22 protein-coding genes and 1 pseudogene are annotated in these 26,651 nt (G+C 38.5%); 15 read left to right on the forward strand and 8 right to left on the reverse strand.

What is annotated here, in order from left to right:
- Window positions 1-31: 31 nt before the first annotated feature.
- The 3 genes from ACTWPF_RS16095 to ACTWPF_RS16105 all read right to left on the reverse strand — a co-directional run bounded on the left by ACTWPF_RS16095 (window position 32) and on the right by ACTWPF_RS16105 (window position 4,018).
- Window positions 32-1,288 carry an ABC transporter substrate-binding protein gene (locus ACTWPF_RS16095; RefSeq protein ID WP_106895884.1) on the reverse strand — a complete coding sequence of 419 codons (1,257 nt, stop codon included), beginning with the start codon at window positions 1,286-1,288 and terminating at the stop codon, window positions 32-34.
- Between the two features lie 135 nt (window positions 1,289-1,423).
- Window positions 1,424-2,638 (reverse strand): ROK family transcriptional regulator, encoded by a 1,215-nt coding sequence (locus tag ACTWPF_RS16100; RefSeq protein WP_443149791.1) that lies wholly within the window; start codon window positions 2,636-2,638, stop codon window positions 1,424-1,426.
- A gap of 810 nt (window positions 2,639-3,448) precedes the next feature.
- Complete coding sequence (locus tag ACTWPF_RS16105; RefSeq protein WP_443149792.1) at window positions 3,449-4,018, reverse strand: TetR/AcrR family transcriptional regulator; 570 nt, start codon at window positions 4,016-4,018, stop codon at window positions 3,449-3,451.
- Between the two features lie 267 nt (window positions 4,019-4,285).
- On the opposite strand from ACTWPF_RS16105, the gene ACTWPF_RS16110 reads away from it, so the two are divergent.
- The 8 genes and pseudogenes from ACTWPF_RS16110 to ACTWPF_RS16145 all read left to right on the forward strand — a co-directional run bounded on the left by ACTWPF_RS16110 (window position 4,286) and on the right by ACTWPF_RS16145 (window position 14,033).
- Entirely contained in the window at window positions 4,286-6,229 is a 1,944-nt protein-coding gene (locus ACTWPF_RS16110; RefSeq protein WP_443149793.1) for an efflux RND transporter permease subunit, read from the forward strand.
- A gap of 4 nt (window positions 6,230-6,233) precedes the next feature.
- Window positions 6,234-8,039, forward strand: a complete 1,806-nt coding sequence (locus ACTWPF_RS16115) for a YhgE/Pip domain-containing protein (RefSeq protein WP_443149794.1) — start codon at window positions 6,234-6,236, stop codon at window positions 8,037-8,039.
- 369 nt (window positions 8,040-8,408) lie between these two features.
- Window positions 8,409-8,724 (forward strand): annotated as a pseudogene (locus ACTWPF_RS16120) (NUDIX hydrolase).
- Between the two features lie 18 nt (window positions 8,725-8,742).
- Window positions 8,743-8,964, forward strand: a complete 222-nt coding sequence (locus tag ACTWPF_RS16125) for a hypothetical protein (RefSeq protein ID WP_443149795.1) — start codon at window positions 8,743-8,745, stop codon at window positions 8,962-8,964.
- Between the two features lie 216 nt (window positions 8,965-9,180).
- Window positions 9,181-10,050: a GNAT family N-acetyltransferase gene (locus ACTWPF_RS16130; protein ID WP_443149796.1), complete on the forward strand. Its 870-nt coding sequence runs from the start codon at window positions 9,181-9,183 to the stop codon at window positions 10,048-10,050.
- Between the two features lie 52 nt (window positions 10,051-10,102).
- On the forward strand, window positions 10,103-10,984 hold the full coding sequence (locus ACTWPF_RS16135) for an aminoglycoside 6-adenylyltransferase (protein WP_443149797.1): 882 nt from the start codon (window positions 10,103-10,105) through the stop codon (window positions 10,982-10,984).
- 140 nt (window positions 10,985-11,124) lie between these two features.
- A complete protein-coding gene (locus tag ACTWPF_RS16140; protein ID WP_036577367.1) occupies window positions 11,125-11,445 on the forward strand; it encodes an ArsR/SmtB family transcription factor in 321 nt (106 codons plus the stop codon).
- Window positions 11,446-11,459: 14 nt separating this feature from the next.
- Window positions 11,460-14,033, forward strand: a complete 2,574-nt coding sequence (locus tag ACTWPF_RS16145) for a heavy metal translocating P-type ATPase (protein WP_443149798.1) — start codon at window positions 11,460-11,462, stop codon at window positions 14,031-14,033.
- A gap of 282 nt (window positions 14,034-14,315) precedes the next feature.
- Here the strand turns inward: ACTWPF_RS16145 and ACTWPF_RS16150 are convergent, their stop codons facing one another.
- From ACTWPF_RS16150 to ACTWPF_RS16160, 3 genes are all read right to left on the reverse strand, one after another.
- The gene (locus tag ACTWPF_RS16150) at window positions 14,316-15,065 is read right to left on the reverse strand and encodes an SDR family NAD(P)-dependent oxidoreductase (RefSeq protein ID WP_443149799.1); all 750 of its coding nucleotides are present in this window, start codon (window positions 15,063-15,065) and stop codon (window positions 14,316-14,318) included.
- A gap of 166 nt (window positions 15,066-15,231) precedes the next feature.
- The gene (locus ACTWPF_RS16155; protein WP_036577368.1) at window positions 15,232-15,411 is read right to left on the reverse strand and encodes a YjzC family protein; all 180 of its coding nucleotides are present in this window, start codon (window positions 15,409-15,411) and stop codon (window positions 15,232-15,234) included.
- Between the two features lie 117 nt (window positions 15,412-15,528).
- Window positions 15,529-16,398, reverse strand: a complete 870-nt coding sequence (locus ACTWPF_RS16160; protein WP_443149800.1) for a LysR family transcriptional regulator — start codon at window positions 16,396-16,398, stop codon at window positions 15,529-15,531.
- A 158-nt stretch (window positions 16,399-16,556) separates the two neighbouring features.
- On the opposite strand from ACTWPF_RS16160, the gene mmgD reads away from it, so the two are divergent.
- The 4 genes from mmgD to ACTWPF_RS16180 all read left to right on the forward strand — a co-directional run bounded on the left by mmgD (window position 16,557) and on the right by ACTWPF_RS16180 (window position 21,956).
- Complete coding sequence (mmgD, locus tag ACTWPF_RS16165; protein WP_443149801.1) at window positions 16,557-17,663, forward strand: citrate synthase; 1,107 nt, start codon at window positions 16,557-16,559, stop codon at window positions 17,661-17,663.
- Window positions 17,664-17,684: 21 nt separating this feature from the next.
- On the forward strand, window positions 17,685-19,121 hold the full coding sequence (locus tag ACTWPF_RS16170; RefSeq protein ID WP_443149802.1) for a 2-methylcitrate dehydratase: 1,437 nt from the start codon (window positions 17,685-17,687) through the stop codon (window positions 19,119-19,121).
- A gap of 12 nt (window positions 19,122-19,133) precedes the next feature.
- Entirely contained in the window at window positions 19,134-20,036 is a 903-nt protein-coding gene (gene prpB / locus ACTWPF_RS16175; protein ID WP_443149803.1) for a methylisocitrate lyase, read from the forward strand.
- A gap of 417 nt (window positions 20,037-20,453) precedes the next feature.
- Window positions 20,454-21,956, forward strand: a complete 1,503-nt coding sequence (locus tag ACTWPF_RS16180; RefSeq protein ID WP_443149804.1) for an alkaline phosphatase family protein — start codon at window positions 20,454-20,456, stop codon at window positions 21,954-21,956.
- A 5-nt stretch (window positions 21,957-21,961) separates the two neighbouring features.
- Here the strand turns inward: ACTWPF_RS16180 and ACTWPF_RS16185 are convergent, their stop codons facing one another.
- Both ACTWPF_RS16185 and ACTWPF_RS16190 read right to left on the reverse strand, forming a co-directional pair.
- Window positions 21,962-22,483, reverse strand: coding sequence for a hypothetical protein (locus ACTWPF_RS16185; RefSeq protein WP_443149805.1), 522 nt, complete (start codon window positions 22,481-22,483; stop codon window positions 21,962-21,964).
- Window positions 22,484-22,572: 89 nt separating this feature from the next.
- Window positions 22,573-22,773 (reverse strand): hypothetical protein, encoded by a 201-nt coding sequence (locus ACTWPF_RS16190; protein WP_443149806.1) that lies wholly within the window; start codon window positions 22,771-22,773, stop codon window positions 22,573-22,575.
- A gap of 579 nt (window positions 22,774-23,352) precedes the next feature.
- Between ACTWPF_RS16190 and ACTWPF_RS16195 the strand changes: the two genes are divergently transcribed.
- The 3 genes from ACTWPF_RS16195 to ACTWPF_RS16205 are packed head-to-tail and all read left to right on the forward strand — an operon-like array spanning window position 23,353 to window position 26,626.
- The gene (locus ACTWPF_RS16195) at window positions 23,353-24,609 is read left to right on the forward strand and encodes an ABC transporter permease subunit (RefSeq protein WP_443149807.1); all 1,257 of its coding nucleotides are present in this window, start codon (window positions 23,353-23,355) and stop codon (window positions 24,607-24,609) included.
- A 14-nt stretch (window positions 24,610-24,623) separates the two neighbouring features.
- Window positions 24,624-25,508 (forward strand): ABC transporter ATP-binding protein, encoded by an 885-nt coding sequence (locus ACTWPF_RS16200; RefSeq protein ID WP_443149808.1) that lies wholly within the window; start codon window positions 24,624-24,626, stop codon window positions 25,506-25,508.
- Entirely contained in the window at window positions 25,505-26,626 is a 1,122-nt protein-coding gene (locus ACTWPF_RS16205) for an ABC transporter permease (protein WP_443149809.1), read from the forward strand. Before ACTWPF_RS16200 ends, ACTWPF_RS16205 begins: the two co-directional genes overlap by 4 nt.
- Window positions 26,627-26,651 lie beyond the last annotated feature (25 nt).

Below are 26,651 nucleotides of genomic sequence, written 5' to 3' on the forward strand. Positions count from 1 at the left end.
CATTCATCCCATTGCGTCCAGGGAGATTTTTTTATTCACTGTTCTCTTCTTCTAAAATTCTGTTTGATTCTTCAGCAACTCGATCTAAAGCATCATCAATTGAAGTTCCCTCTAAAAATGCGCTTTGAATTTCTTTCGATTCAATATCCTGCCATTCAGAAGTACGTTTAGAGATCGGGTAGGCTACACCATTTTTTTGCGCATCAAGAAACACTTGTAAGTCTAAAGAGGGAACTGAATTAAGCCAGATTTCACCTGTTGATTGCATGGCAGGAATGGAGAATCCTGACTCTGCAATATCCTTATTTGCTTGTTCACTTGTTAGACTCTTAATCAGGTCCCAGGCCAGGTCTTCATTTTCCACCTTATCGTTCATTGACCAGCCAATTCCATGTACGATAGATGCTTCTTGCTTGCCTTTTGGCAATGGAGCCACAGCTAAGTTTTCTCCTAATGATTCATATAACTCCGGAGTGTTAACAGAAATTGCTGGTAGCATCGCAAGCTTGTTAGACATAAAGAGCTGTTTTGATTCTGTTTCTATTTGTTTTTGTGTAGAGGGAGATATTCCTTTATCAATCAAGTTTTTAATAAAAGAAAACGCTTCTTTGGATTCAGGTGAATCAAACCCAGATTTCGTTTTATCTTCACTAATTACGTATCCGCCAGCTTGATGGATCAAGTTATAATAACCTTGCTGGTTTACCGTTGTATGAGCAGCATATCCGAAAATACCTTCATCTGGGTTAGTCAGTTTCTCACCCGCGGTTTCAATATCTTCCCAGGTCCATGAGTCATCAGGATAATCTACACCTGCATCATCAAATAGCTGTTTGTTGTAATAAAGTCCAACAGAATCTGTGAAATAAGGTGCTGCATATAGTTCGCCTTCCATGGAATAAAGATCTACTACAGCTGGAACATATTCATCTTTCTTAAACTTATCTTCTTCTTTTATGAATGGTTCTAAATTTTTGATTAAACCATCAGTAGAGTATTTGTAAAAATTCGGGCCATTCATCCAAAATACATCTGGACCACTTCCACCGCCAAGACTTGTTTTTAATTTTGTCCAATAGTTAGCGTAAGGAGTATATGTTACATTTACTTTCACATCTGGATGTTCTTCGTTGAATGATTTAATAGAAGCGTCGACTGCGTCACTTACATTTTCATCCCATAGCGCTACTTCTAGCACTTCTTTATCAGAACCTGAGCTGCTACTGCTACACGCTGATAGAAAAACTACAAGCACTATTATAAAAAAACTTGATATTAATTTTTTCATAATTACCTCCAGATAATTTAATAGTTTTCTTCAAAAAAGATTCTGTGGTGTGTTTACATCTTCTTCTAAAGTCATTAAAATTTCCTTATTAATTGACTACATCACCTCCTCATTTAATGTTTTCAGTTGTTTGTGCTATAACATTTGAAACTTGAACTTACCATGGAGTATTACTGCGGCAGCTCCAAGCAATTCAAATTCAGCACCAAGTGATGTACTCTGGATATTAACAAGATCCTTGAGGGTGGGGACCACTTTAGCTGCTACTAGTTTATTAATGCTTTCCAATAATAATGGGTTATCTTGGATAATTTCACCACTTATTATAATTACTTCGGGATTAAAAAAGTGAATGGTATTAGTAATAGCAATGGATAAATAATTCGAAATGTCTTCCATGATTTCAATAGCTAATTCATCCTGCTGGTTCACTGCGGCCACGAAAATTCCAGGATTAATTTTAGTCAAATCTCCTGACACCATTTCTTTTATAACAGTGTAACGATTTCTTGTCATTAAAGCGGTTACAATTTTGGAGTAAATTGCTGGCCAGTTCACATAATTTTCCAAACATCCCCTGTTTCCGCAGCTGCATTTTAACCCTCCATCGACAATAGTTGTATGGCCCAACTCTCCAGAACTTCCAAGGAATCCTCGATATATTGAGCCATTCACCATCATACCGGAACCTACACCTTCGCCAATCGTTATATAAAGGAGATCTTTATATTTACTAAATAAGCCAAAATAATTTTCTGCTAAAACAAATGCGTTCGCATCATTGTCTAGGAATACTGGAAGATTTGTTCTTTTTTCTATTAATTCCTTTAAAGGAACTCCGTACAAATTTAGCTTAGTGTTATATGAAATCACTCCTTTATCCGCATCCACTATACCTGGTGAAATAACGGAAATTCCTTGGCAAAATTCAATGTCTGGTTTCTTTACTAGAAATTCATCTAAAACATTAAGAATGAAGTGAATAATATTTTGACCTTTTAGCTGGTTGGTCGGATGAACTTCCTTCCTCAGAATTTTTCCTTCTAAATTCATATCAGCTATTTTGACATAAGAGTTTGTAACAGATACCCCAATAATAGAATGAGTATCTGGATTGAAACGGAGCAAAACAGGCTTTCTACCACCGCTTGAGTTTCCTACACCTTTCTCATAAACAAGTCCTTCGTTGATTAAATCAGAAACAGCAGAAGTAACTGTGGTAGGACTTATATTTATTAATTTTGCTATTTCACTTCTGGAAATAGGTCCGTTCTTCCGTATAGAGTCTAAAATAATGGAACGATTTAATTCCTGAATCAACTTTAAATCTCCAGTTCTTCGTTTTTGCATAATGTACCTCTCTTTAATTGTCGAACTTTCTTTCTCCAGTGACTTTATTAAGTTTGTATAAAAACACTCTTAAAGCTAATAAAAAGGCTATTTAGTGAGGATTGTTGTGTAGGGCTAGTATAATGTTCGGTTTTTTTGTTTAACTTTTTCTATAGTTCTTAATAAGCATAATAGTTTAATAATTCTGTTTTGTAAACCCTTTCTTAATATAATTCTGCAATAATTTTTCTTAAAAAGGAAGTAGTTAGATAAAATTGGAAGGTTAAGAGAAAGAGAAAAGACAAAAGTAAAGGCAGGAAAACTTAAGTAACTCAAAATTTTCATCTACAGGTTATCGTTTTTATATGGAAGTAAACTTGATAACTCTATAAATATACCAATCGTGAGAATAACCGCTAAACAGAAAAAATAACTTTTCAATATAACTTATAGAGAATATCCAAATGAGGAAACGACTAACTAATATTTCATTAAATGTAATTCGGTTTCTTTTTTTAGTTGAATAAAAGACTTGATCAGATATAATAAAACACTGAGTAAAGGGAATCGAGACATATTCAAAAGGAAAAAGTAAAAGTTCTAACAAATATTGGAATACTCCTTGAGAGTATACAAGGAGTTAGTAGGCAAATGTGGAGGAATAAATACATTATGGGCTTTTGTAAAAAGTAAGGGGGCGGTCGATTGATTCGAGGAGTTTTAAAGTTGGTTATATTCCCTAGAGTATGATTAAAAAATCATTACTAACTTTAACTTGTACAGATTTTAAAAATGGAATATTATATTAATTCGAAAAGTCCCTTCCATCTCTCAACAATTCCCATTTCCCAAACCATTAGTAGCAATTGTATTAATAATTTCTGCAATTTGTTGAGGGGTCTTGTCCATATTATGAGAAAGCCAATACTTGATGACATGGATACTTCCACTAATGATAAATGTACTGATATAGTTTGAATCAGAAGAGTCCATCTCATGATCGTCCATCCAATTATCTATTAAGAAACCCCGTGCTACCTCCATAACACGTTCTTCGAATGACGTGTCTTTATTTTTGATGAGAAGGGTGTAGCAAATATCATGCTTTGACACAATGTATTCCAATAACTTTTTGGTAGTTTGTAACGACTTCTCTTTTTGCCCAAAGTTATGTTCATTTAAATAAACATTCATATCAGCTATAATTTCTTCTTCAATTTTATTTAGCAGATCGTAGTGGTCCTTGTAATGTGTATAAAAGGTAGAGCGATTAATATCTGCGTGACTACATATCTCTTTTACAGTGATTGCGGAGAGAGGCTTAGACTTCAATAGTGCGATCAAACTATCCTTTAAGACCATTCGAGTATATTTTTTTCGTCTGTCCAGTTTTTCAGTCATAAAAAATTCACACTTTCTTCACATATTTATCCAACACTATTGCTATTTCCGTCGGATATTGTACGTAAATTAATATACTGGTTGTTGTTAATCCAACACAGTGTATATTATAATATATAGGATTTCAATAAAGGACGCAAGAGAGGGTGAGCTTCAATCGGCTGGACATCACAGATTATTAAACGAAAAAAATCGATTGTTATTACATTTATTATAGTAGCTATACTTAGTGTATTTGCGCAATTTGCAGTATCTGTTAATTATAATATGGTGGATTATTTACCAAAGGATACGCCGTCTACAACAGCAATGGACGTCATGGAAGAGGAATTCGATGGGGCTGTTGCAAATACCCGTGTGATGATGCGGGATGTCAGTATTCAAGAAGCGTTGGCTTTTAAAGAAGAACTTAAAGGAATAGAGGGCGTGTCTGAAGTAACATGGCTGGATGACGCCCTTGATGTGAAAACACCAATTGAAATGGCCGATCCGGATACCGTTGAATCCTATTATAAGGATGGAAATGCCTTGTTCTCTTTTCATATTGAGGAAGGCAAGGAAGTGGAAACAACGGATGCCATTTATCAATTAATCGGAGAAGACAATGCGATGTCTGGGGAAGCATTAGATACCGCAACTTCACAGAAGATGACAGGGAAAGAGTCCATGTATGCAGCAGCATTGCTCATACCAATTATTATTTTAATTTTGGTCCTATCAACCAATTCTTGGGCAGAACCAGCCCTTTTCCTAACAGCTATCGGAATTTCTGTGTTGATTAATTTAGGTACAAATATCTTTCTTGGTGAGATCTCTTTCATAACACAATCGGTGGCGCCAATTTTGCAGCTAGCAGTATCGCTTGATTATGCTATATTTCTACTGCATAGTTTTGCAGATTATCGCAAGACAGAAAAGACACCAGCCAAAGCTATGCAAATGGCTATGAAGCGATCTTTTCCAGCAATCGTGGCAAGTGCCTCTACTACCTTTTTTGGTTTTATTGCACTGACATTTATGGATTTCGAAATTGGAGCAGATTTAGGTGTGAATCTGGTGAAGGGTATTGCACTTAGCTTTATTAGTGTCATGGTATTCTTGCCAGCCTTAACTTTGATGTGCTACCACTGGATCGATAAAACGAAGCACAAACAATTGCTGCCGAGCATCCGCGATGTTGGGAAAACCTTAATTAAGTTTCGTATACCAGCATTGCTCATTCTATTATTATTGATTGTACCTGCATACTTAGGACAGGGTAAAACCGACTTTATGTATGGAATGGGGGAACAACCAGATTCAACAAGGTCTGGAAGTGATTCTATTGCGATAGAACAAGTGTATGATAAACATACCCCGATGGTTCTGTTAGTTCCAAAGGGAGACATTGCAAAAGAAGAAGAATTGGTTCAAGAAATAAAAGATTTTTCCGAAGTAAAAAGTACTGTATCGTATGTAGATGCAATTAGTCCGGCGATACCAGCTGAATATCTCGATGAATCGGTTACGGAACAATTCTTTTCAGATAATTACAGTCGGATTATCATAAACTCAGCTGTGGATAATGAAGGGGAGGAGACCTTTGCCTTCATTGAACAATTAAAAAAGAAAGCTTCACAGTATTATAATGATGACTATTATCTATTAGGAGAAAGTGTCACCCTGTATGACATGAAGAATGTGGTGGAAGAGGATAATACGGTTGTTAATGTCTTAACAGTAGTTGCAATCGCAATCGTGCTACTTATAACATTCCGCTCTCTTTCCTTCCCAGTCGTACTACTGGTGACTATACAGTCTGCGGTATGGATTAATTTATCTATCCCTTACTTTACGAATATATCACTGGTTTACGTAGGGTATTTGATTATAAGTACAGTGCAATTGGCAGCAACTGTTGATTATGCAATTTTGTTAACGGAAGCCTATAAAGAAAATCGCAAAGAAATGCGTGTGTTACCTGCTGTAAGGAAAACCATTGATGAAAAGATATTCTCTATTGGAGTATCTGCATCCATTCTATCAAGTGTCGGATTTATTTTATGGCTGACATCTTCCAATCAGATTGTTGGCTCAATTGGATTATTATTAGGACGTGGAGCATTACTTGCATTCATTATGGTAGTCCTCGTACTTCCTGCTATGCTAATTGTACTTGATCGTATTATCGAAAAAACAACATGGAAACCAAACTTTTACAAGGGGGAATGATCCATTGCGCAATAAAAAAACTGTTCCAGTACTATTGGGCACAATGCTCGTATTTTCCTCCTTCTCAACAACTGCTTTTGCTGATGAAGTGAAGGAAGAAAAAGCGGGCGATTATACGTCAAAAGATGAAGTGATATATGGAAATATGGCTGCCAGCGGCCAATTGCAAGATATGTATGTTGTAAATACGTTTCGTGTGACAGACCCAGGAGAGATTGTGGATTATGGGGAATATACCTCTGTTCGTAATTTAAGCAATCTGACTGACATTGTAAAAAGCGAAGATACAGTTGAATTTAAAGCTGAAGATAAGGAATTTTATTACCAGGGAAATATGGAGAATAAGGCACTGCCGTGGGACATCTCGATCACGTATATACTGGATGGAGAGGAAGTGAAGCCACAGGATCTAGCTGGACAGAGCGGGACATTAGAGATACAGATTTCTACATCTGCAAATGAAGAGGTGGATCCTGAGTTCTTTGAAAACTATTTGTTACAAATTGCGGTTACCCTAGATCCAGCGAATTTTGATAATATACAGGCACCAGAAGGAACAAAGGCCAATGCGGGGCAGAATAAACAAATTACGTTCTCTGTCATGCCTGATAAGGAAGAAACGTATATTATTTCCTCAGATGTTACCAATTTTGAAATGGATCCGATCGAAATAAATGCTGCGCCATACTCCATGTCGATTGAAAGCCCTGATCTTGGTGGAGTCACAGGTGAAATGCAAGATTTGGCTGATGCTATAAGTGAAATTCATTCAGGTGTTGGTGACCTGAAAAATGGTGTGTCTGAACTTGATCAAGGTGTACAAGAATTAGGGGATGGGTCCACTGAATACCGGAATGGGATGGAAGAACTAAATTCTTCCTCCAGTGAATTGGTTAACGGATCTGCAGAGATAAAGAACGCATTAGCCACTATCAACCAAACGGTTCAAGACAGTACAGGAAATTTAGATGTAAGTGCACTTATGGAATTTCCTTCCCACCTACGTGATGTTGCAAATGGCTTAAAAGAATCTGCACAGGCACTAGGGGAATTGGAAAAAGGATACAGCGAAGCTAATCAGCAACTTGAAAAAGCAATGGCTGCTATTCCTTCCTATGAAATTAGTGAAGCGCAGATAAAGGCACTGAAAGAAAGCAACGCAGATGAAGAAGTGGTTGGGAAACTAGTCGAAACGTACCAGGCTGCAAATACAGCCAAACAAACGTACAATGCCGTGAAGGAAGCATTTAACGGGGTGTCAGGAGCAATAGAACAATCGTCGGGTGCTACGCAAGAGATGGCTTCCAACTTAGAAACAATGGCAACAGAGATTGAGAATGCCATGGCTTCTACAGGAGGCTTAGACTCCATTGCTCAAATGCAAGAAGGATTTTCCGCTCTATCCTCGCAGTATCAGACATTCCATAACGGGTTAGTAGGTTACACAGATGGAGTAGGTCAATTGACTTCATCCTACCAAGAGTTAGATGCGGGAATTCAGGAGTTGGGAAACGGAACTTCTGCAACTCGTGATGGTGTAAGTGAGCTACATGACGGTACGAAAGAATTGCATGAAGCTACTAGTGATCTTCCTGGTCAAATTGAAGAGGAAACAGATGAAATGATGGAAGAGTTTGCTAACTCGGATTATGAACCTAGCTCCTTTATTTCCGATAAAAATGAAAACGTGGAAGTAGTTCAATTTGTCCTAAAAACGGAAGGGATTGAAATTCCTGAACCGGAAACAAAAGAAGAACCGAAAGAAGAAGAAAAAGGAATCTGGGAAAAATTCTTAGACCTTTTTCGGTAAATTAATAAAAGCTTTTTAGCGCTCAGATCAATGATAAAAACCTCCTTGTTAATAAAATAAGGAGGTTTTTATTTTATTTCCAAATCGATATGAACGTATTTTCTGCATTTGAAGTTCTTAGAAAAGATATAAATAGCTTCTAATAAATTGATTTTTGAAACAATTTATTAGAATAAATGGTAAAATTATAGGTAAATCTTTTGTACTTAGATGAATACCCAACATTAGTTAATACGTAAGATATTAAGACAACAGTTAATTAAAAAAATTGTACTAAAGTAAGGGCCAAGGATTTTCTAGCAAACAAACTACTTTGCGAAATACATAATTTGCTTTGGTATTGAATCAATTCAAAAGGAGGCTATACAAGTGCAACCACCAAAACATATTGTTTCTGCGGCAACAATCGTACTTAATGAAAACCAAGAGATCCTTCTAATAAAAGGGCCTAGAAGTCGAAATAACAAGATTTTGTGGGATGTTCCAAAACGTAGAAAGATCGATTTGTAATACGTTATTTTTGGCAAAGCCGATAGGTGGAAAACCAACGACAAGTCCTGAGAGCTTGGAGGTAGGATTTTTTCCTATTGAGCAGGCGTTAGAAATGGTGAAATGGGCAAATTTCAGGCAAAGGATTGAATACTGTTTAGATGAGAAGCTGCAGCCCTTTTGTATTGAATTTTAAAAGAAGTTGGTGATTTCGTTGTCGAATAAAGGAAAATTTGTGCTATGTATGGTTGCTATCATTCTTGCAACCATCCTCGTTCCAGAGATCGTTACACGTTATATGCGTGTAGGACAAGAAAGTGTGATGCTGACAACAGATTACTATGTCACATACTTTTCATATGTTTTTAGCGCACAATTAGGGCTCTTTTATCTCGTGTTTCTTTCCTATGTTGTTTTTGTGAAGAAAGATAAATAACTTTTAGAGGTGAACTAGATTGAAAGAATGGTGGAAGAGGAAGAAAGCCAAGACGAGAAGGGCCAGTAAGGATTACCAGCACTATACGAAGTGGGATGTTTTAGTGGATATCCTTATATGGGTTCCGGAATTAATTATCTTACCTTTTAGGATCATTTTTTGGCTAGTTAAGGGACTAGGGAGATTCCTAGATATTACATGAGTAGGGGGCAATCAATGAAGAGCTTTATAGAAAAAGCAAGTAATTTAGAAGAGTTGTCCTTATTCCTAACCAGGTTGAACAATCAAAAAAGCTCACACATTGGCTATTGTGGTGATGAGGCAAAGGAAATCTATTACACATTAAAGGGTGACTGCACCGGTGATAATGGGGATGTAAGGTTTCTAGTAGCACGGAGTAATACAGGAGAAATTGAAGCAGCAATTGGAGTGGATATCGACGGGGACACTGCAGAAGTATGGGGCCCGTTCAACCAGACTTCTTCTATCCAACTACAACATCTGCTGTGGGGAAAACTACTTCAGGAAAATCCTAATCTTAACGTGTTCCATTTTTTTATTAATAAGGAGAATATGCAACAGCAGATTTTTATGGATGAGATAAAAGCGGAAATAACAGGAGAACACCTTCTTTTGGAATTGAAAAAGGAAGAGTTTGAAAAAGTAACCCAGATGGAAAGTACCTTGTTTAAAGAAAATGACTTTCTTTCATTTAAAAAGTTACACAACCAAATTTTTCCTTTTACATATTATAGTGCTGATGCAATTAAGGAAAGGTTAAGCGCGGTAAATAGTTTAAGGGTGCTCAAAAAAGAGGAGAAAGAAATTCAAGCTTATGCCTATTTTGAAATGAATCCAGATATAGCAGAAGCTTCCTTAGAATATGTAGGGGTAGCAAAAGCGTGCCGGAATAGTGGGCTGGGAACAAAGATGTTAAAAGAAGCAGTGACAGAGATGTTTTCCTTTCCAACTATTAAAGAGATTAAATTGGTTGTACAGTATTCCAATGGTCCAGCAAATCATATCTATTTTAAAACAGGGTTTAAACAGCAAGATAGGTTAATAAGTTATGTGTTAAAACGGTGAGGAATTACACAAAATTGAATTAATTTTAAATTAGAAGAATGGAGGGAACTCATTGCGGAATGAACAAGTAATGATGGAGATTATATTACATACAGCTAAGAATGATGCACGAATTCGAGCAGTGTATATGAATGGGTCTAGAACAAATTCGAATGCCCCAAAGGATATCTTTCAAGACTATGATATTGTGTATGTTGTGACGGAGACAAACCCATTTATCAAAGATAAGACGTGGCTTCGTGATTTTGGTGAATTATGTATGATGCAAGAACCTGATAAGAACGACTTTGGTAGAGAAGCGGAGAATAACTCTGTTAGCTCCTATGGATTTTTAATGCTTTTTACAGACGGCAACCGAATCGACCTACGACTCTTAACAAAAGAGAAAATGCTGGAGGAGTATGAAAAAGATAAGCTCACCATCCCCTTGTTAGACAAAGATAATATCTTGCCATCAATTGCGCAGCCGACTGATGTGGATTATCATGTGCAAAAGCCATCAGAAGCTATGTATGACGGTTATACAAATAACTTTTGGTGGTGTTCGCAAAATGTTGCAAAAGGTATATGGCGTGATGAACTACCTTACGCAAAACAGATGTTTGAGCTAACAATGAGAGATGCACTAGACAACATGGTTAGCTGGTGGATTGGAATACAAACAGATTTTCAAGTTTCGCCAGGAAAGTTAGGAAAATATTTTAAAAACTATCTACCTGATTCGTATTGGAAAATGTATGAAAAGACATATTCGGATGCAGATTATGAAAATATGTGGGAGTCCATATTTGTTACATGCGAATTATTTAGAGTCCTTGCAAAAGAAGTTGCGGCACATTTTAATTTCTCATATCCAATGGAAGATGACCGAAATATGACGGCTTATTTAAAGCAGGTTCGTAAGCTACCAGCAGAAGCAAAGGATATATTATAGACTGATGAAGCATTTACCTAGATGCTTCTTTTTTTATTTGTCTTAAGGACAAGTATTTATTTGACACACATATTAGGAACCGGTAATATGATGCTAACAAACATATTAGTATTAGCTAATGTAACGAGGGGGATAATGGAATGTTGCAGGTTGATATCGATACAAAAATGAAGTTTTTACATGGACTTTCTAATAAAACAAGAGTACAAATTCTTGAGAGTATAAAAGAAGATGAAAAGACCGTTTCTCAAATAGTTCAAGACCTTAATGGCAATCAATCAAATATATCCCAGCATCTAACATGTTTAAAAGGCTGTGGGCTAGTTGTAGGGAGACAAGATGGAAAATACGTTTATTACCGTGTGCGTAACCAACTAGTTCGAGATCTATTAACAATGATTGATGTGGTTCTAGAAGATGTGGAAAAGGATGTTGCTTGCTGTGACAGTCATATAGATTAAGGAGTTGAAAATAAATGGCAGACAAATGCTGTGGACCAACTAATAGTGAAGTTGTTCAAGATCAACAAGAGTGCTGCAGTAGTCAACCTAAAGCTGCACCCATAGAAGCAAGCGGTTGCTGTAGTAGTGGGGCATCCAATAATCAGGAAGAAATAACATCTTGCTGTAGTAATGAAAAGGATAAACCAGAATCTCATACACCAAAGAAAGAGGAATCCAGTTGTTGCGCTAGCTCCGTTTCTCCAATGGAACATAATCCCAAATCGTCTTTAACAGGTGAGGCAATGGAATACAGCGTACAAGGAATGGATTGTCCATCCTGTGCTTTAACCATTGAAAAAGGGGTGCGTAGCCTGGATAACATTCAAGAAGCTAAGGTAAATTATAATACTGCGAAATTAAAAGTAGTAGCAAGCGGGAATGGTTCCCTCGACCAAGTAGAAAATACGGTGGAAAAGCTAGGTTACAAGATAGATCCAGTGAACCAAAATAAGAAGATTAAAACGTATGATGTAGAAGGTATGGACTGTGGAAGTTGTGCTAAAAGTATTGAAAACCACTTCAATCATCATCCTGCTGTTAAAAGTGTAAATGTCCATTTTTCGACTGGTAAAATGAAACTCGAACACGAAAATTCGGTTGAAGATATCGTTTCAGAAGTATCAAAGCTCGGTTACCGTGCTACATTGCTTTCAAACAAAGGCCAACCTGTGGAAACAACGAAACAGAGGCGCACGTATGGCGGTAAGACTACTCTTTCTGGTTTATTAATAGCATTTGGCTTTATTGGTTCTTTTAGTGGGCTTGCTCCAATTATATCGACGATTCTTTATGCTATCGCAATTGTGATAAGTGGCGCTAAACCAGTGAAGAGCGCATATTTTGCTATAAAAAGTGGTTCGTTGGACATGAATGTTTTGATGTCAGCAGCTGCGATCGGAGCCGCAATTATAGGTGAATGGTTTGAAGGGGCAACGGTAGTGTGGTTATTTGCAATCGGTACTGCACTGCAAAATAGGTCTATTGAACAGACAAGGAAATCCATTCGTAATTTAATGGACTTGGCGCCATCAGAGGCTTGGATTAAGGCTGGCTCAGAATTAGTTAAAAAGCCAGTAGATGAAGTTAGAATTGGAGAGGTCATTGTCATCAAGCCTGGAGATAGAATCCCACTCGACGGTGAAATTATCCGAGGTGAAACAAGTGTTAACCAGGCACCAATCACAGGAGAATCTATTCCAGTAGATAAGATGAATGGTGATACTGTCTATGCAGGTACGATTAATGAAAGTGGCTCACTTGAAGTGAAAGTTACGAAATTAGTTGAAGATACAACTATCTCAAAAATCATCCATTTAGTAGAAGAAGCACAGGAGCAGAAAGCACCAACACAAGCATTTATAGATAAGTTTGCTAGCATTTATACCCCTATTGTGTTTCTGCTGGCTCTAGCTGTGATCGTTATTCCTCCACTTCTTGGGTTGGGACCATGGGGAGAATGGACGTACAAAGGACTTGCATTATTAGTTGTTGCTTGCCCTTGCGCACTAGTCATCTCCACACCTGTAGCTATTGTATCTGCAATCGGAAATGCTGCGAAAAATGGTGTGCTTATTAAAGGCGGGACATTCTTAGAGAGCGCTGGCGCTATTAAGACTATCGCGTTTGATAAAACAGGAACATTGACAGAGGGGAAACCAAAAGTTTCTGATATTTCGTCACTAACCATATCAGAAGGTGAGCTACTTTCTGTCGCTTTGACCTTAGAAGAGTACTCTACACACCCAATAGCGAAAACGATTGTTGGGTATGCGAAAGACAAAGGCTTTCAAGCGAAGGATGGAGAATTATATAAAAGTATTGCTGGTAAAGGCGTCCAAGCAACCATAAATGGAGAGATTTATTTTGCTGGAAATCTAAAATTATTTGAAGAGATGAGTATCCCGCTTAGTGAAATTAAACCTGAACTAACCGAAATACAGGGTCAGGGAAAGACAGTTGTTATCATAGGTACACAAAAAGAAATACTTGGTGTTATTGCTGTTTCGGATATGATTCGCCCAACGACTGTGAAGGCATTAGATGGCTTGAAACAAGTTGGGATAAACCAAGTCGTCATGCTAACAGGCGATAATGAAGGCACTGCAAAAATGATCTCAAAAGAAGCGAACGTAACGCGTTATTTTGCTGAACTATTACCGGAAGATAAGGTTAAGGCAATTAAACAGTTACAAAGTGAAGGCCATAAAGTTGCAATGGTAGGGGACGGAATTAACGATGCTCCAGCACTTGCGACATCTGACTTAGGAATTGCTATGGGTGGGGCAGGAACTGATACTGCAATGGAAACAGCGGATATCGTGTTAATGGCAGATAACCTGGAAAAATTGCCACATACCATTAAGCTAAGCAGAAAAGCATTAGCCATTATTAAACAAAATATCTGGTTTTCGGTAATTGTTAAGCTTATCGCATTTATTTTGGTTTTCCCAGGCTGGCTCACACTTTGGTTAGCCGTATTGAGTGATACAGGAGCTGCTATTATTGTCATATTAAATGCTCTACGACTTTTGAAAGTTAGGGATTAAATAGGCTGCATGTTGCAAGGTAATCAAAGCTTGTTAAACTTGAAGGACTAAGTAAATGAAAAGGTAAGTTGTCTTTGCTCCGTTTAATGGATGAATATTATCAATCGAAAGGTAGATTTCCATGGAACTAATGCTAGCAATACTCACAGTCTTATCGTCCGCAGCGTTTTTTTATTATTTGGGGAAGCCGGGAAAAGCAGATTCCTGATTTTAATTTCAGTAACAATATCTAAAACGTGCAGGCAACCCACAAAGGGTTGCCTGCATGTTTTTTGATAAATCTTATTTGGTGTTCGTAAAACCACCATCAATGCGGATTACTTCCCCATTGATATATTCTGCTTTTGAAGTCAATAGGAAGGTTACAAGCTCTGCTACTTCCTCTGGTGTTCCTAAACGCTTTTGCGGGATGCCACTTTCCGCATTCTCTTTCATTTCTGGATTCGCTTCATAGAAAGCTTTAACCATAGGTGTTTCAGTTGGACCAGGTGCAATAGCATTTAAACGTAGACCGTCTTTCGCGTATTCTGCAACCATGCTTTTAGTTAAGCCGACGATACCATGCTTCGTAGCAGAGTATGTTACCACAGAATCCTGTCCGATTACACCTGCACTAGAAGCAGTATTCACGATCGCTCCACCGCCGTTTTTCAGCATTACATCTGCTACATAGCGAACGCCATAAAGTGCACCTAATAAGTTAATACCTACGATTTGTTCAATTTCTTCTATTTTTGTATTTAAGAAGTATTCACCACTTCCGGAAATTCCTGCATTATTAAAGAAATAATCTATTTGGCCGTATTTTTCTACTGTTTTATCGACATATTGTTTTACTTCTTCTGCTTTGGAGACATCCGCCTTGATGAAAATGGCATCAGCTCCAGCATTCTTTACCTTTTCTACAGTTTCATTCCCGCCTTTTTCACTAACATCAACTACCGCAATGTTAACTCCTTCTTCTGCTAGACGAACAGCTGTAGCTTGTCCTAGTCCACTGCCGCCACCTGTTACAATTGCAACTTTACTCATGTTAATAACCTCCGTTTTCTATAACCTTCAACGTTATTTAGTATACCTCTTTCAATAATATAAATTAAAAAGAGTTGCTCTAAAATAAAATACGCGGAATACACTAAATTTTTTTTATAAACGCAGAAAACACCCTCCTGATTTATTACCAGGAGGGCGTTCATTTTTATGCTTTTACCCAATACGCTGCATCATTATCTGAAGGGGAAGGAGGGAATTGTTCTCCTTTTTCGATGTCAATGGTCGTATCATTGCTGCTTGATCCGCCATTTACTAGACTATCAACTTTGTACTTACCGCTCTCAGGTGCATTTTCTCCTGTTTTATATTTTTCGTTTGTAGCCATCTTATCCACCTCCGTTAGTTTTTTTAAAAGAATCCTTTATGATTCTACTCTCCTGTTACCGGGATTTTACCTTATTAAACATATACTTTAAGGCCGGTGCTTTATAAAAAGGGGAGTTTATAATGCTTTTACATCAATCGTTTGAATGAATTGCACAAAGGCTTTTACAATATTTAATTCAAGGGTATCTTCATGATAATACATCCAGGTTTTTCGTGTAATTGGCTTCCCGTCAGGCAGGTATAGTGGTTTAATGAAAAGCTCTGAATGTGGACGCACTACTAAATTAGCTAAAATCGCATAGCCTAATCCGTTTATGACCATTTCCTTACAGGTCTCGACTTGGTTCACCTGAATATTAATATTTGGTTGTTGCTTGTAATTGTTATACCACCAATGTTCCACAAGAGACCGCATTTTTTCATCTGTATAGTAATCAATCCTCGGTAAGGTTGGAAGGTCTTCCATTTGAAACTCCCACGGTGAGGCAATACAGATCTCTTCTTCATAAAGAAGATCTTTTTGTTCATTCCAAGCATAGTCCCCTTTAATAAAACTAATATGTACATCATGATTGGAAATCAGACGATGCATCTCACTGCTCCATCCTGTTACAACTTGGAATTCTACGTCTGGATAGCTTTGTTTAAACAAGCGAAGGAGCTTTGGCATTTTATTTAACGCAAAAAAATTTGAAACGCCAACTCGAAGTGTCCCTGCAACTTTGTTTTTCATGTTATGTAATTTTTCCTCTATCTTTCGTTGCTCATAAAGCATTTTAACTGCATGGTGTGCCAGTTGCTCACCTTCAGGGGTAAACGTTATTCCTCGTTGTTTTCGGTTCATTAGTTGCACGCCATAATAGTTCTCCATATTTTTAAGCCGGGATGTTAAAGTCGGCTGGGAGAGAAATAGTCGTTCTGCTGCCTGCGTAATGTTTTCTGTCTCATGCAAGGTCGCGAGCATTTCCCAATCCTGAAATTTCATAACACTGCCTCCTCCTTGCCATTGAAAAAATCTATGGCTAGTTATTAAAATTATATATTTTTCTTATCTTTCAATCAATTTTATAATAAAATTATACTAAGATAGCAAGTTTATGAAAATTCTACGGAAACTGCACACTAAATTAGGAGGTTAAAAATATGGATACGAAAGAAAAGTATGTTCCTGGTCTTGCAGGGGTGGTTGCTGCAGAAACAGAGATTTCTTTTTTAGACACGGAACAGGAAAAAATTATTATAAGAGGACATGAACTCATTGACCTTTCGCAAAAAAATGATTACCTCGATATGGTGTATCTCCTTTTAGAAGGAAGCCTGCCAGATGAAGCAGTGAGAAGCGACCTAAAAGGAAAACTTATGACTCATTATGATATCCCGCAAAATGTATTGAAAGTTCTTGATCTCTTACCAGAAAACACCCATCCAATGGATGCTTTGCGGACAGGTTTGTCAGCGCTTTCAGGATATGATGACGATATAGAGAACCGCTCGGTGGAAGCAAATAAGGAAAGGGCATACCGCCTGCTTGGGAAATTACCTGCTATTACTGTAAACAGTTATCGGCTAATCAATGGGCAAAAGGCAGTGCAGCCAGATCAGGATTTATCCTATAGCGCTAATTTCCTTTACATGATAACAGGGGAAAAGCCGGAGCCATGGCAAACGGAAATATTTGATCGTTCCCTTCTTTTATATAGTGAGCACGAGATGCCGAATTCAACATTTACGGCAAGAGTTATTGCATCTACAAACGCTGACCTATATGGCGCCTTAACTGGAGCTGTTGCTTCCTTGAAAGGAAACCTGCACGGTGGAGCAAATGAAGCGGTCATGTACATGTTGAACGAAGTTAAGTCGGCAGCAGCCTTTGAAGAATTACTTATGAAGAAACTTAGTCAAAAAGAAAAAATAATGGGCTTTGGGCATCGGGTCTACATGAAGAAAATGGATCCAAGGGCGCTCGTCATGAAACAATCCTTAAAAGAGTTATGTGATAAGAAAGGTGATCATACATTACTGGAAATGTGTGAGGCTGGGGAAAAGGTGATGCGTGAGGAAAAGGGACTTTATCCAAATCTGGATTACTATGCCGCTCCTGTGTACTGGATGTTAGGGATTCCAATCGGCTTGTATACACCGATTTTCTTTAGTGCCAGAACTGCTGGTTTATCCGCACACGTGATCGAACAACATCAACATAATCGTTTGTTCCGCCCGCGTGTGAATTATATTGGAAATAGCTACTAATCGAAAAAGGGGAGAAGTGTTTTGCAAACAACGAGTGAACAGAACAAAACAGACGTTTTACTAGAGGAAATTGCGGATTATGTGTTGAATAAAGATATTACGAGTACTGAGGCATACAACACGGCACATTATGTGCTATTGGATACACTAGGATGTGGGGTCCTTGCATTAAATTATCCAGAATGTACGAAGCTACTCGGACCAATTGTTCCAGGTACTGTCGTGCCTAAAGGGGTAAGAGTACCAGGCACTTCTCATGTGTTAGATCCAGTTCAAGGAGCCTTTAATATTGGCGCAATTATTCGCTGGCTTGATTATAACGATACCTGGCTGGCAGCTGAGTGGGGCCATCCATCAGATAATCTGGGTGGAATATTGGCAGTCGCGGATTATGTTAGTCAGGAAAGACTAGCAAAAGGCCAAGCGCCATTAAAAGTTCAGGACGTACTAGAGATGATGATTAAAGCACATGAAATTCAAGGTGTACTCGCGCTTGAAAATAGCCTGAATCGTGTGGGGCTTGACCATGTATTGTATGTGAAAATCGCTACTACAGCAGTTGTTACAAAAATGCTTGGTGGTGGCCGTAACGAAATTGTGAATGCATTATCGAATGCATGGTTGGATAATTCAAGCTTGCGGACGTATCGCCATGCACCAAACACAGGCTCTCGAAAATCCTGGGCTGCTGGTGATGCGACTAGTCGTGGAGTACGTCTTGCGATGATGGCAATGAAAGGTGAAATGGGCTATCAAACCGCACTTAGTGCGCCAGGCTGGGGATTCCAGGATGTATTGTTCAATAAGCAGGAACTAAAAATAAATCAGCCTCTTGATAGCTATGTGATGGAAAATGTTTTATTTAAAGTTTCCTATCCTGCAGAGTTCCATGCACAGACAGCTGCAGAGTCGGCCGTACAGCTTTATCCGGAAGTGAAGGGTCGTTGGGACGAAATCGATCAAATTACCATCTCTACTCATGAATCTGCAATTCGTATCATTGATAAAAAAGGACCTTTGCACAACCCGGCAGATCGCGATCATTGCTTGCAATACATTACAGCAATCGGACTTTTAAATGGAAATATTGTGGCAGAGGATTACGAAGATGAAGCTGCCGCAAATCCACTGGTTGATAAACTAAGAGATAAGATGGTTGTGACAGAAAACAAAGCCTATACCGAGGACTATTTGGATCCAGAAAAAAGGTCGATTGCGAATGCTGTGCAGATTCACTTTACCGATGGAACATCGACAGAAAGTGTAGCTTGTGAATATCCACTTGGACACCGTTTCCGCCGGGAAGAAGCGATACCGAAAGTATTAGAAAAATATGCAGCAAACTTGGCGACACAATATTCAAGAAAACAATTAGAGCAAATTGAAGCAGTAAGCTACAAGTACGAAACACTTGCTGACATGAACGTGAATGAATTTATGGAGCTTTTTGTTAAATAGGAGGAATGTACGATGGCGTGGATTGTAGACGAAGCTGTACCACAGCAGAAGCTAGCTGAGCAATTTAAGGAATTGATTCAACAAGAAACCATCTTGCAAATCCCAGGTGCCCATGATGCCATGGCAGCACTTGTTGCCAAAAAGGCGGAATTTTCCGCCCTATATTTATCTGGTGGTGCTTATACCGCAAGCAAAGGACTGCCGGATCTAGGAATGGTGACATCAACTGAAATGGCTGATAGGGCACGTGATCTCATTCGTGCAACGAACCTTCCTGTGTTGGTTGATATTGACACAGGATTTGGCGGGGTACTTAATGTCGCACGTACTGCAAGGGAAATGGTAGAAGCAAACGTAGCTGCCGTACAAATTGAGGACCAACAGCTTCCAAAGAAATGTGGGCATTTGAATGGAAAGCAACTTGTGACAATAGAGGAGATGGCACAGAAAATCCAGGCAATAAAAAAATCAGCACCTTCTCTTGTCATTGTTGCTAGAACGGACGCCAGAGCCGATGAAGGCATGGAGGCTACAATAGCGCGCGCCTTAGCGTATGTGGAGGCAGGAGCAGATGCGATATTCCCAGAGGCCTTGCAGTCAGATGAAGAATTCCGCCTCTTTGCCGAGAAGGTGGATGTCCCATTATTAGCCAATATGACCGAGTTTGGTAAGACGCCATATATATCCGCGGAAGCCTTCCAGGATATGGGCTTTAAAATGGTAATCTATCCAGTTACCTCATTACGCGTAGCGGCAAAGGCATATGAACGGATTTTCCAATTAATAAAAGAGGAAGGGACACAAAAGGAAGGTGTCTCAGATATGCAAACAAGAAAAGAGCTATACGAAACAATTTCCTATCATGATTTCGAAGAGTTAGATCAGAACATCGCCAAGACGGTGCTGGATAAATAGGTGGAATTGAAACTCCTTTAGCAAGGTGAGTGTATCTTGCTAGGGGAGTTTTGTTTTGTTGAAATCTGCTTTGTTGTAGTGGAGCGTTGGGTGAAGCCGCGTCAGAAAGAGGTGAAGTCGCGTCAGAATGAGAGGAAGTCGCGTCGGAAAGAGGTAGAGTCGCGTCGGAAAGAGTTGAAGTCGCGTCGAAATGAGTTGAAGTCGCTTCAGAAAGGGAGGAAGTCGCGTCAGATCCAGACAGCCGCAAAGTGAAACCAGAAGAGCACCACAAAGTGAAACCAGAGCACCACAAAGTGAAACCAGAGCACTACAAAGTGAAACCAAAACACCTCAAAGTGAATCTCTATACGGATTGTTTCATCATGCCTGGTTAAACTAGGGCTAGTTAAACATTGTATAGAGAGGAAGAATAGAAAAATGCCCCAATACAAAAAGCCGGAAAAGCCAGTAATACTGTTAAACATAGATTCATTAATGTCCTATCCACTTGAGGTAGCTGTCCAAACAGGACGTGCTCCAGCATTAAAGTTCCTAATGGAAAATGGTACCTATTTTCCTGAGATGGTCAGCTCGTATCCGACCATGTCCGTTACCATTGATAGTAGCCTTTTAACTGGCACCTACCCTGATCAACATCGTATTCCGGGATTGAATTGGTTTGATACGAATAAAAGGCAATTTGTTAACTATGGAACAGGTGTTAGAGAGACTTTTCGAATTGGAATGCGTAAATCTATACATAACATGCTTTACCGACTAAATAATGAGCATATGAGTACAGGAGTAACCACCATTTACGAAGACCTTGCAAAAGAAGGGGTGTCCTCAGCGTCTATTAATTCGTTTGTCTATCGGGGAAATACGCCTAAAAAGTTGAAGGCGCCTCTGTTACTGCGCAGATTAACGCGTTTTGAAAAAGGGACTTGGATTAGTCAGACGACGCCTGTTTTTTCCTTGGGTGTCTTTTCGAAAATTAGGAGATGGGGTTTTCCTACACAGCTAGCTGCAGGGAATCACAAATTTACGGCACGGGAGCTGCGCCATTTAATTCGCACGAATAAACTTCCGGGCTTTACCTTTTGTATATTTCAGGACTTGGACGCTCGGATTCATTTTAGAGGACCCATGGATATAAAAGGAATTACAAAAATTGACCGTGAAATACAAAAGACATTAAACCTATACTCAAGCTGGGAAGACGCGCTAAAAAAGAATATCTGGCTTGTAATTGGTGATAATGGCCACGCTCCTTCTGGGATGAGTTACAAGCAAGTTGTAATAGATTTACGGAAATCACTTCTTAATTATCGGATTGCAAAAATTCAGCAGCCTGTTCACAAAAAAGATCAACTCGTTTTTAGTGTGAATCAACGTATGGCTTATATTTACGTGCTAGATGAGAAGCTAACATTGTCACCATTAATAGAGCCCCTTAAAGCGGATAAGCGAATTGATGTGATCGCATGGAAGGATCAAAACCACATTTATGTAGAATCTGGAATAGTAGAAGGACGTATAACCTTTTCTCCAGGTGGAAGCACACAAGATATTTATGGTCAAAGCTGGCATATTGAAGGAGATCTTGAAGTGCTTGATTTAAAAAGGACCGATGGAGACAGACTTGCATTTGGTAAGTTTCCAGATGCTTTATCCAGGTTGTACGGTGCCCTTCATTCCCAATCGGGTCGGTTTATTGTGGTAAATGCCAAGCCAGGATGTGAATTCAAGGCCCAGTCGACACCATTTCATTTGGCGGGAGCAGCGCACGGCTCCTTGCATAAACAGGAGTCGCTCGTACCGTTAATTATTGCAGGTTCAACGGACAAACCCATTTATCCACGATTTGTAGATTTAAAAGCGTTTATTTTTCAGTTAGTAATGGATCAATTCCAATCTGAAAAGGGAGAGCCAAAATTATGAGGACATTATTCTTCACGTACTAATATAGCAAATGCATATATTGCTGTTCCAATCAGTTCACCATCCCATTCTGTAATAATGTTATAGTAGTATTTTCCTTCTTCAGTGGGTGCAGTCATGCTACTGTTTTCTACATTAACGTCTGTTTCTTCTTCTCCACTGGTATCGATTTGAACGATGCTGACAGTTGGGGTGTATATTTCATCAGGGGCTGTGGCTTCGCTTGTAGAGAAGGTGAATTCAACTTTCTCTCCAGGTTTAACGCGAAGTGGTGTTTCACCCAACAACAATTCATCTGGAGGATCAGGAGTGAGCGAACAGTTTTCTTCCCAACAATGAGTATCTCGCATGGCCGCAGTTGAACTAGCACCAGCACTTATATCTATATAAGGAGGACTGACTTGTTTACTTCCCACTCCCGTAGAAGGTGAAGAGGTATCTTCTTTAGCAGGCTTTACCTCCTCATTCGAACAGCCTGTGAAAATTAGTGAAATGGTAATAAGTATGAAAGCAAATGGTAATTTCATAATGTTCCCCCTATAAAAAGTTTTATGAGATACTAGCGGTTATCTTCCAGCAAGAAATGCTAGTCTCCCTTAACAAACAAGGAATGGGCTTAAACGGAGGTACCTTTATTTCTTCCAACCCATTCTGCGGTGCTCGTGTAATAATAATTTCCTGGGTCTTTCGGTGCGAGGAAACTATCATTCTCGACCAATACTTCGGTTGTTTTCTCACTATTTTTGTTACTTTGCGAAATGATAATGCTATCAGGATTAGCTACTTCTTCAGATGACGAAGGGTCGCTGGAAACCAAAATATCCACCTTTTCTCCAGAGCTTACCCCAAGTGGAGGGACCCCTCATAACAACTTGTCCGGAGGTTCAGGCTCAAAAGTGCTAGTTTCTTCCCAGCAAAAAGTATCTAGTGTCCCATCAATGGACCGAGAAGAATTTCCCAACCCAATTGTAGCTGGATTTCCGAGTTGCGCATTTGCCTCTTGAGTGGTTTTGGGAGGTTCTTTTTTAACTATCTCTTCCGTTTCATTTGAACAGTCTATAAAAAGGATTGCTATATACTGATACTGCCCCTCATATCTTCCCACCTGTTATGACTTTCATTACAAATATATCATAAATTTGGAATTTTTCTAATACTTTGGAAGGGATTAAAGAAGAAAAAGCGAAATTGTAAATAGAGAAATTATCATACATAAAGTGAAACTTCAATCAGTGGAGGTTTTCGCTCTTCCCCCACTGATTGTTAGTTGAACGAATCGGGGTGTTAGCGTCCGTTTACTCCCACTAAAAACTAACTGTCTCTCTTCATGTTTTGAAGTGGGAGTCTTACGGACGGTTGTTCCGGGGTAAAAATCATGAAATAAGCAGGTGATTAATTGCTAACAATTATCCGTTTTGAATTAAAAAAAATGGCAAAGTCAAATTTCTTCCGATTTCTGTTATTTGGCTGCCTCCTCTTTATACTTAGTTATTATATATATGTCCACATACATACAATGCATACAGATGATTTAATCTTAGAAAATGAAGCTGATATCTCTATGATGCAAAGTGAGATTAATAGTATTGAGGATTCCATCGAGGCAGGGGAATTGGAAGCAGAAGATAAAGAAACTTCTGACCGCCTTGAAGACTTAAAAGGAACCATAAGAGCTGAACAAGAAGAAATAAAACGTTTTGAAAAGGGGGAATGGACTCCATTATTAAATAAAGAAATAGAACAATATGAACAGCATGTTGAAAACCGTATTTTCCGTGACGAGTATTACTCTGCTGCATGGCCTACACTTTTTACAGAAGAAAGCAAATTGGAGTATCACAAGTGGCTAAGAGATAAAGAAATTACTCCTGTTTACCCGATACATTTTTTGTCTTGGGTGACACTATATGATCAAGTGTATGAGCCTTCTGACATTGAAGAGTCAATAAAAAAACTTAGTACGAAATATTCTTCTACCGGCATTTACTTCACTCATCATGTGTTTACATTCGTATTTAACATTTTAGGTGCATGTTTTTTTCTCTTTCTTTTTGGTGACATGGTCACAAAAGAAGGGCTAGGTAAGAATGGATCAATCCAGCTATTGCGTACCCAACCAATTCGCCGTTCTAAGCTATTTATAGGTAAATTTTTAACAATGCTTTTGGTAACATTACTTTTACTATTGGGTACTGTACTGCTTTCATTCATACTCGGTACAATATTTGACCGGTTCGGTGATTGGGATTACCCTGTATTGATTTATGGTGAGGAGTATTCCTTTAGCTTTATGAACATGGTAACATTCTTACTTCAATCTGCTAGTCTCTTTTTCTTGGTGTTGATCTTTTGCTATTCCATATTATTCTTGTTTTCCATTATCACGAAGAAAGCATTAGTATCAATTGGTTTAACGATCGCCATATTGTTTGCGGGGATAGGATTAAGTGCGGATTCAGTGATGTCCATGATTGCTCCTTATATTCCATTCCACTATTTTTCTGTTAGAGAAGTAATTACAAATGAATTGGCGCTAACGTTAGAGAATAGTAGTTTTTCATTTAACCAAGGTATGATCGTACTCGCCGTTTCTAGTCTGCTTTTATGGCTGGTGGCCTATGGGGTTACTATTTTTCAGAAGCGGTTTTCATAAGAGAGGGGAAGAACATGATTGTAAATGTAGCTAATCTTAAAAAACGTTACAAAAAACAGCTTGTACTTAAAGGAATCAATATTAAAATTGAATCGCCACAGATTATTGCCCTAGTCGGTCCAAATGGTTCGGGCAAAACGACGTTATTAAACTGTATGACAAACCTGCTGACAGTGAATGAGGGGAGCATTGAACTCTTAGGGAAAAACCATAAGGATAGTTCGCTATTTTATGATGTGTCCTATTTGCAAGATAATCGAATCTTGTATGGCGATTTAACAGGCTATGACCATTTAAAGTTTATTTGTCAGGCGCAACATATTGATCAAAGTAAAATTAAAGAAGTAGTTGAGCGTGTAGGAATGGGATCCTACTTAAAAAAACGGGTACGAAATTATTCGCTTGGGATGAAACAGCATCTATTACTTGCGATGGTTATTATTAATAAACCGAAGCTTTTACTGATGGATGAACCATTAAATGGGCTGGATCCTACAAGTGCAATAAACATGCGTAATATTTTATTAGAGCTTGCTGAGATTGGGACAACGATTATCGTCTCCTCCCATAACTTAGATGAAATCGACAGGCTCACCAACACGATTTATTTTATGAAGGACGGCGCATTGCTTAAGGAATCACTCACAGACCTTCATCTTAATCAATATGAAGTATCTGTTAGTAATGCGGATAAAGCATTAGAGGTTCTGGATGCCAAAGGGATTCCTTATAGTTTAGCAGAAAAGGGTGTACTGCGGTTTGAAGAAACAGACGTATCCTTGCAACAATTTATTGGTTGTTTGAATGAGAATCAAATTGAGCTACTATCCATTGAAAATCAAAAGGTTGGAGCAGAAAAGAGATACAGGGAACTTTTTGAAGGGGAAGCTTCCGTATGAAGCTACTCTCCTTTGAATTGAAAAAAATAATCTTTAGTAGGAAATTCCTTTTCTTGCTCGTACTGGTTTTCATAGGAATTAGCTTTTTATTTATTCGCAACCTTGTTTTTCAGGAGCAAATTGTGAAAGAAGAACAAAAAGAGCTGGAAGAATTGCTGCAGGCCAATTACAATAATGCGGCTTTGCATGTAGCGGAGTTGGAAGTAGATCCTGAAAATGAGGAGCAGCAAAAATTACAGCGAATAAATAGTTCGATGATAAATAAGTTATATGAGGTGAGAAACCTCATCAATACAGACGAATGGAAACAGCAACTGAACTTGGAAAACCAATACTATAATGAACTGACTAGCTATGTGGAGTCAGGGGGAGAAACAACCATTCCAATAAAGGAAATCAATTACCGAACGGCCATGAATCAAAAATTGGTAGATGAAGATATCATGCCACAGCACGACCGTTATAGCACAGCACTACCCAACTTTTTAAAACAAATTTTGACCCTCTTTATAAATGCTGGGGCAATTATTCTCATGCTATTAATTATTGGTGACACGTTATCAGGGGAGTTTGAAAATCGTTCTGTGAATCTACTGTTTACTCAACCATTAGAAAAACACCAAATTATAACGAGCAAATTTGCAAGTGCTATCATTACTTATCTGCTAGCAATGGTGGGGATCTTTGGCTTTACCTTCTTAATAGGATTTTTCTTTGGAGATAAGGGAACGTTTAATTACCCTGTCCTCTTTGAGGAAAATGGGGGGATACAATTCCTTACTGTCAAAACGTATATGCTTCAAGGGCTTGCCCTTATCTCTACCACTATTATTCTAGTAATCACTCTCTGCTTCCTGTTTAGCCTCCTAATCAAGCAGTCATTGGCTACTCTATTTGCAGTTCTCGTTACACTGTTAGGAGGATTTGCTTTATGGTGGCTTTTACCTTCTGGGAGTATGGCCTGGCTCAATCCGTTTCGCCAAGTTTACCCAGATAATATACTTCTTTTACAAAATGAGGCACCATGGTATCAAAGTTTTCCAGCAGTTTTTCTCCTGGCGGTTCTCCTACTTGGATGGAGCATGTATATGTTCAAATCTAGTAAACAAGAAGGATGATGTATTAACCTTACTTATTGACTTC

This window comes from Oceanobacillus sp. M65 (assembly GCF_052246275.1).
Classification (GTDB): Bacteria; Bacillota; Bacilli; order Bacillales; family Amphibacillaceae; genus Oceanobacillus_B; species Oceanobacillus_B jordanicus.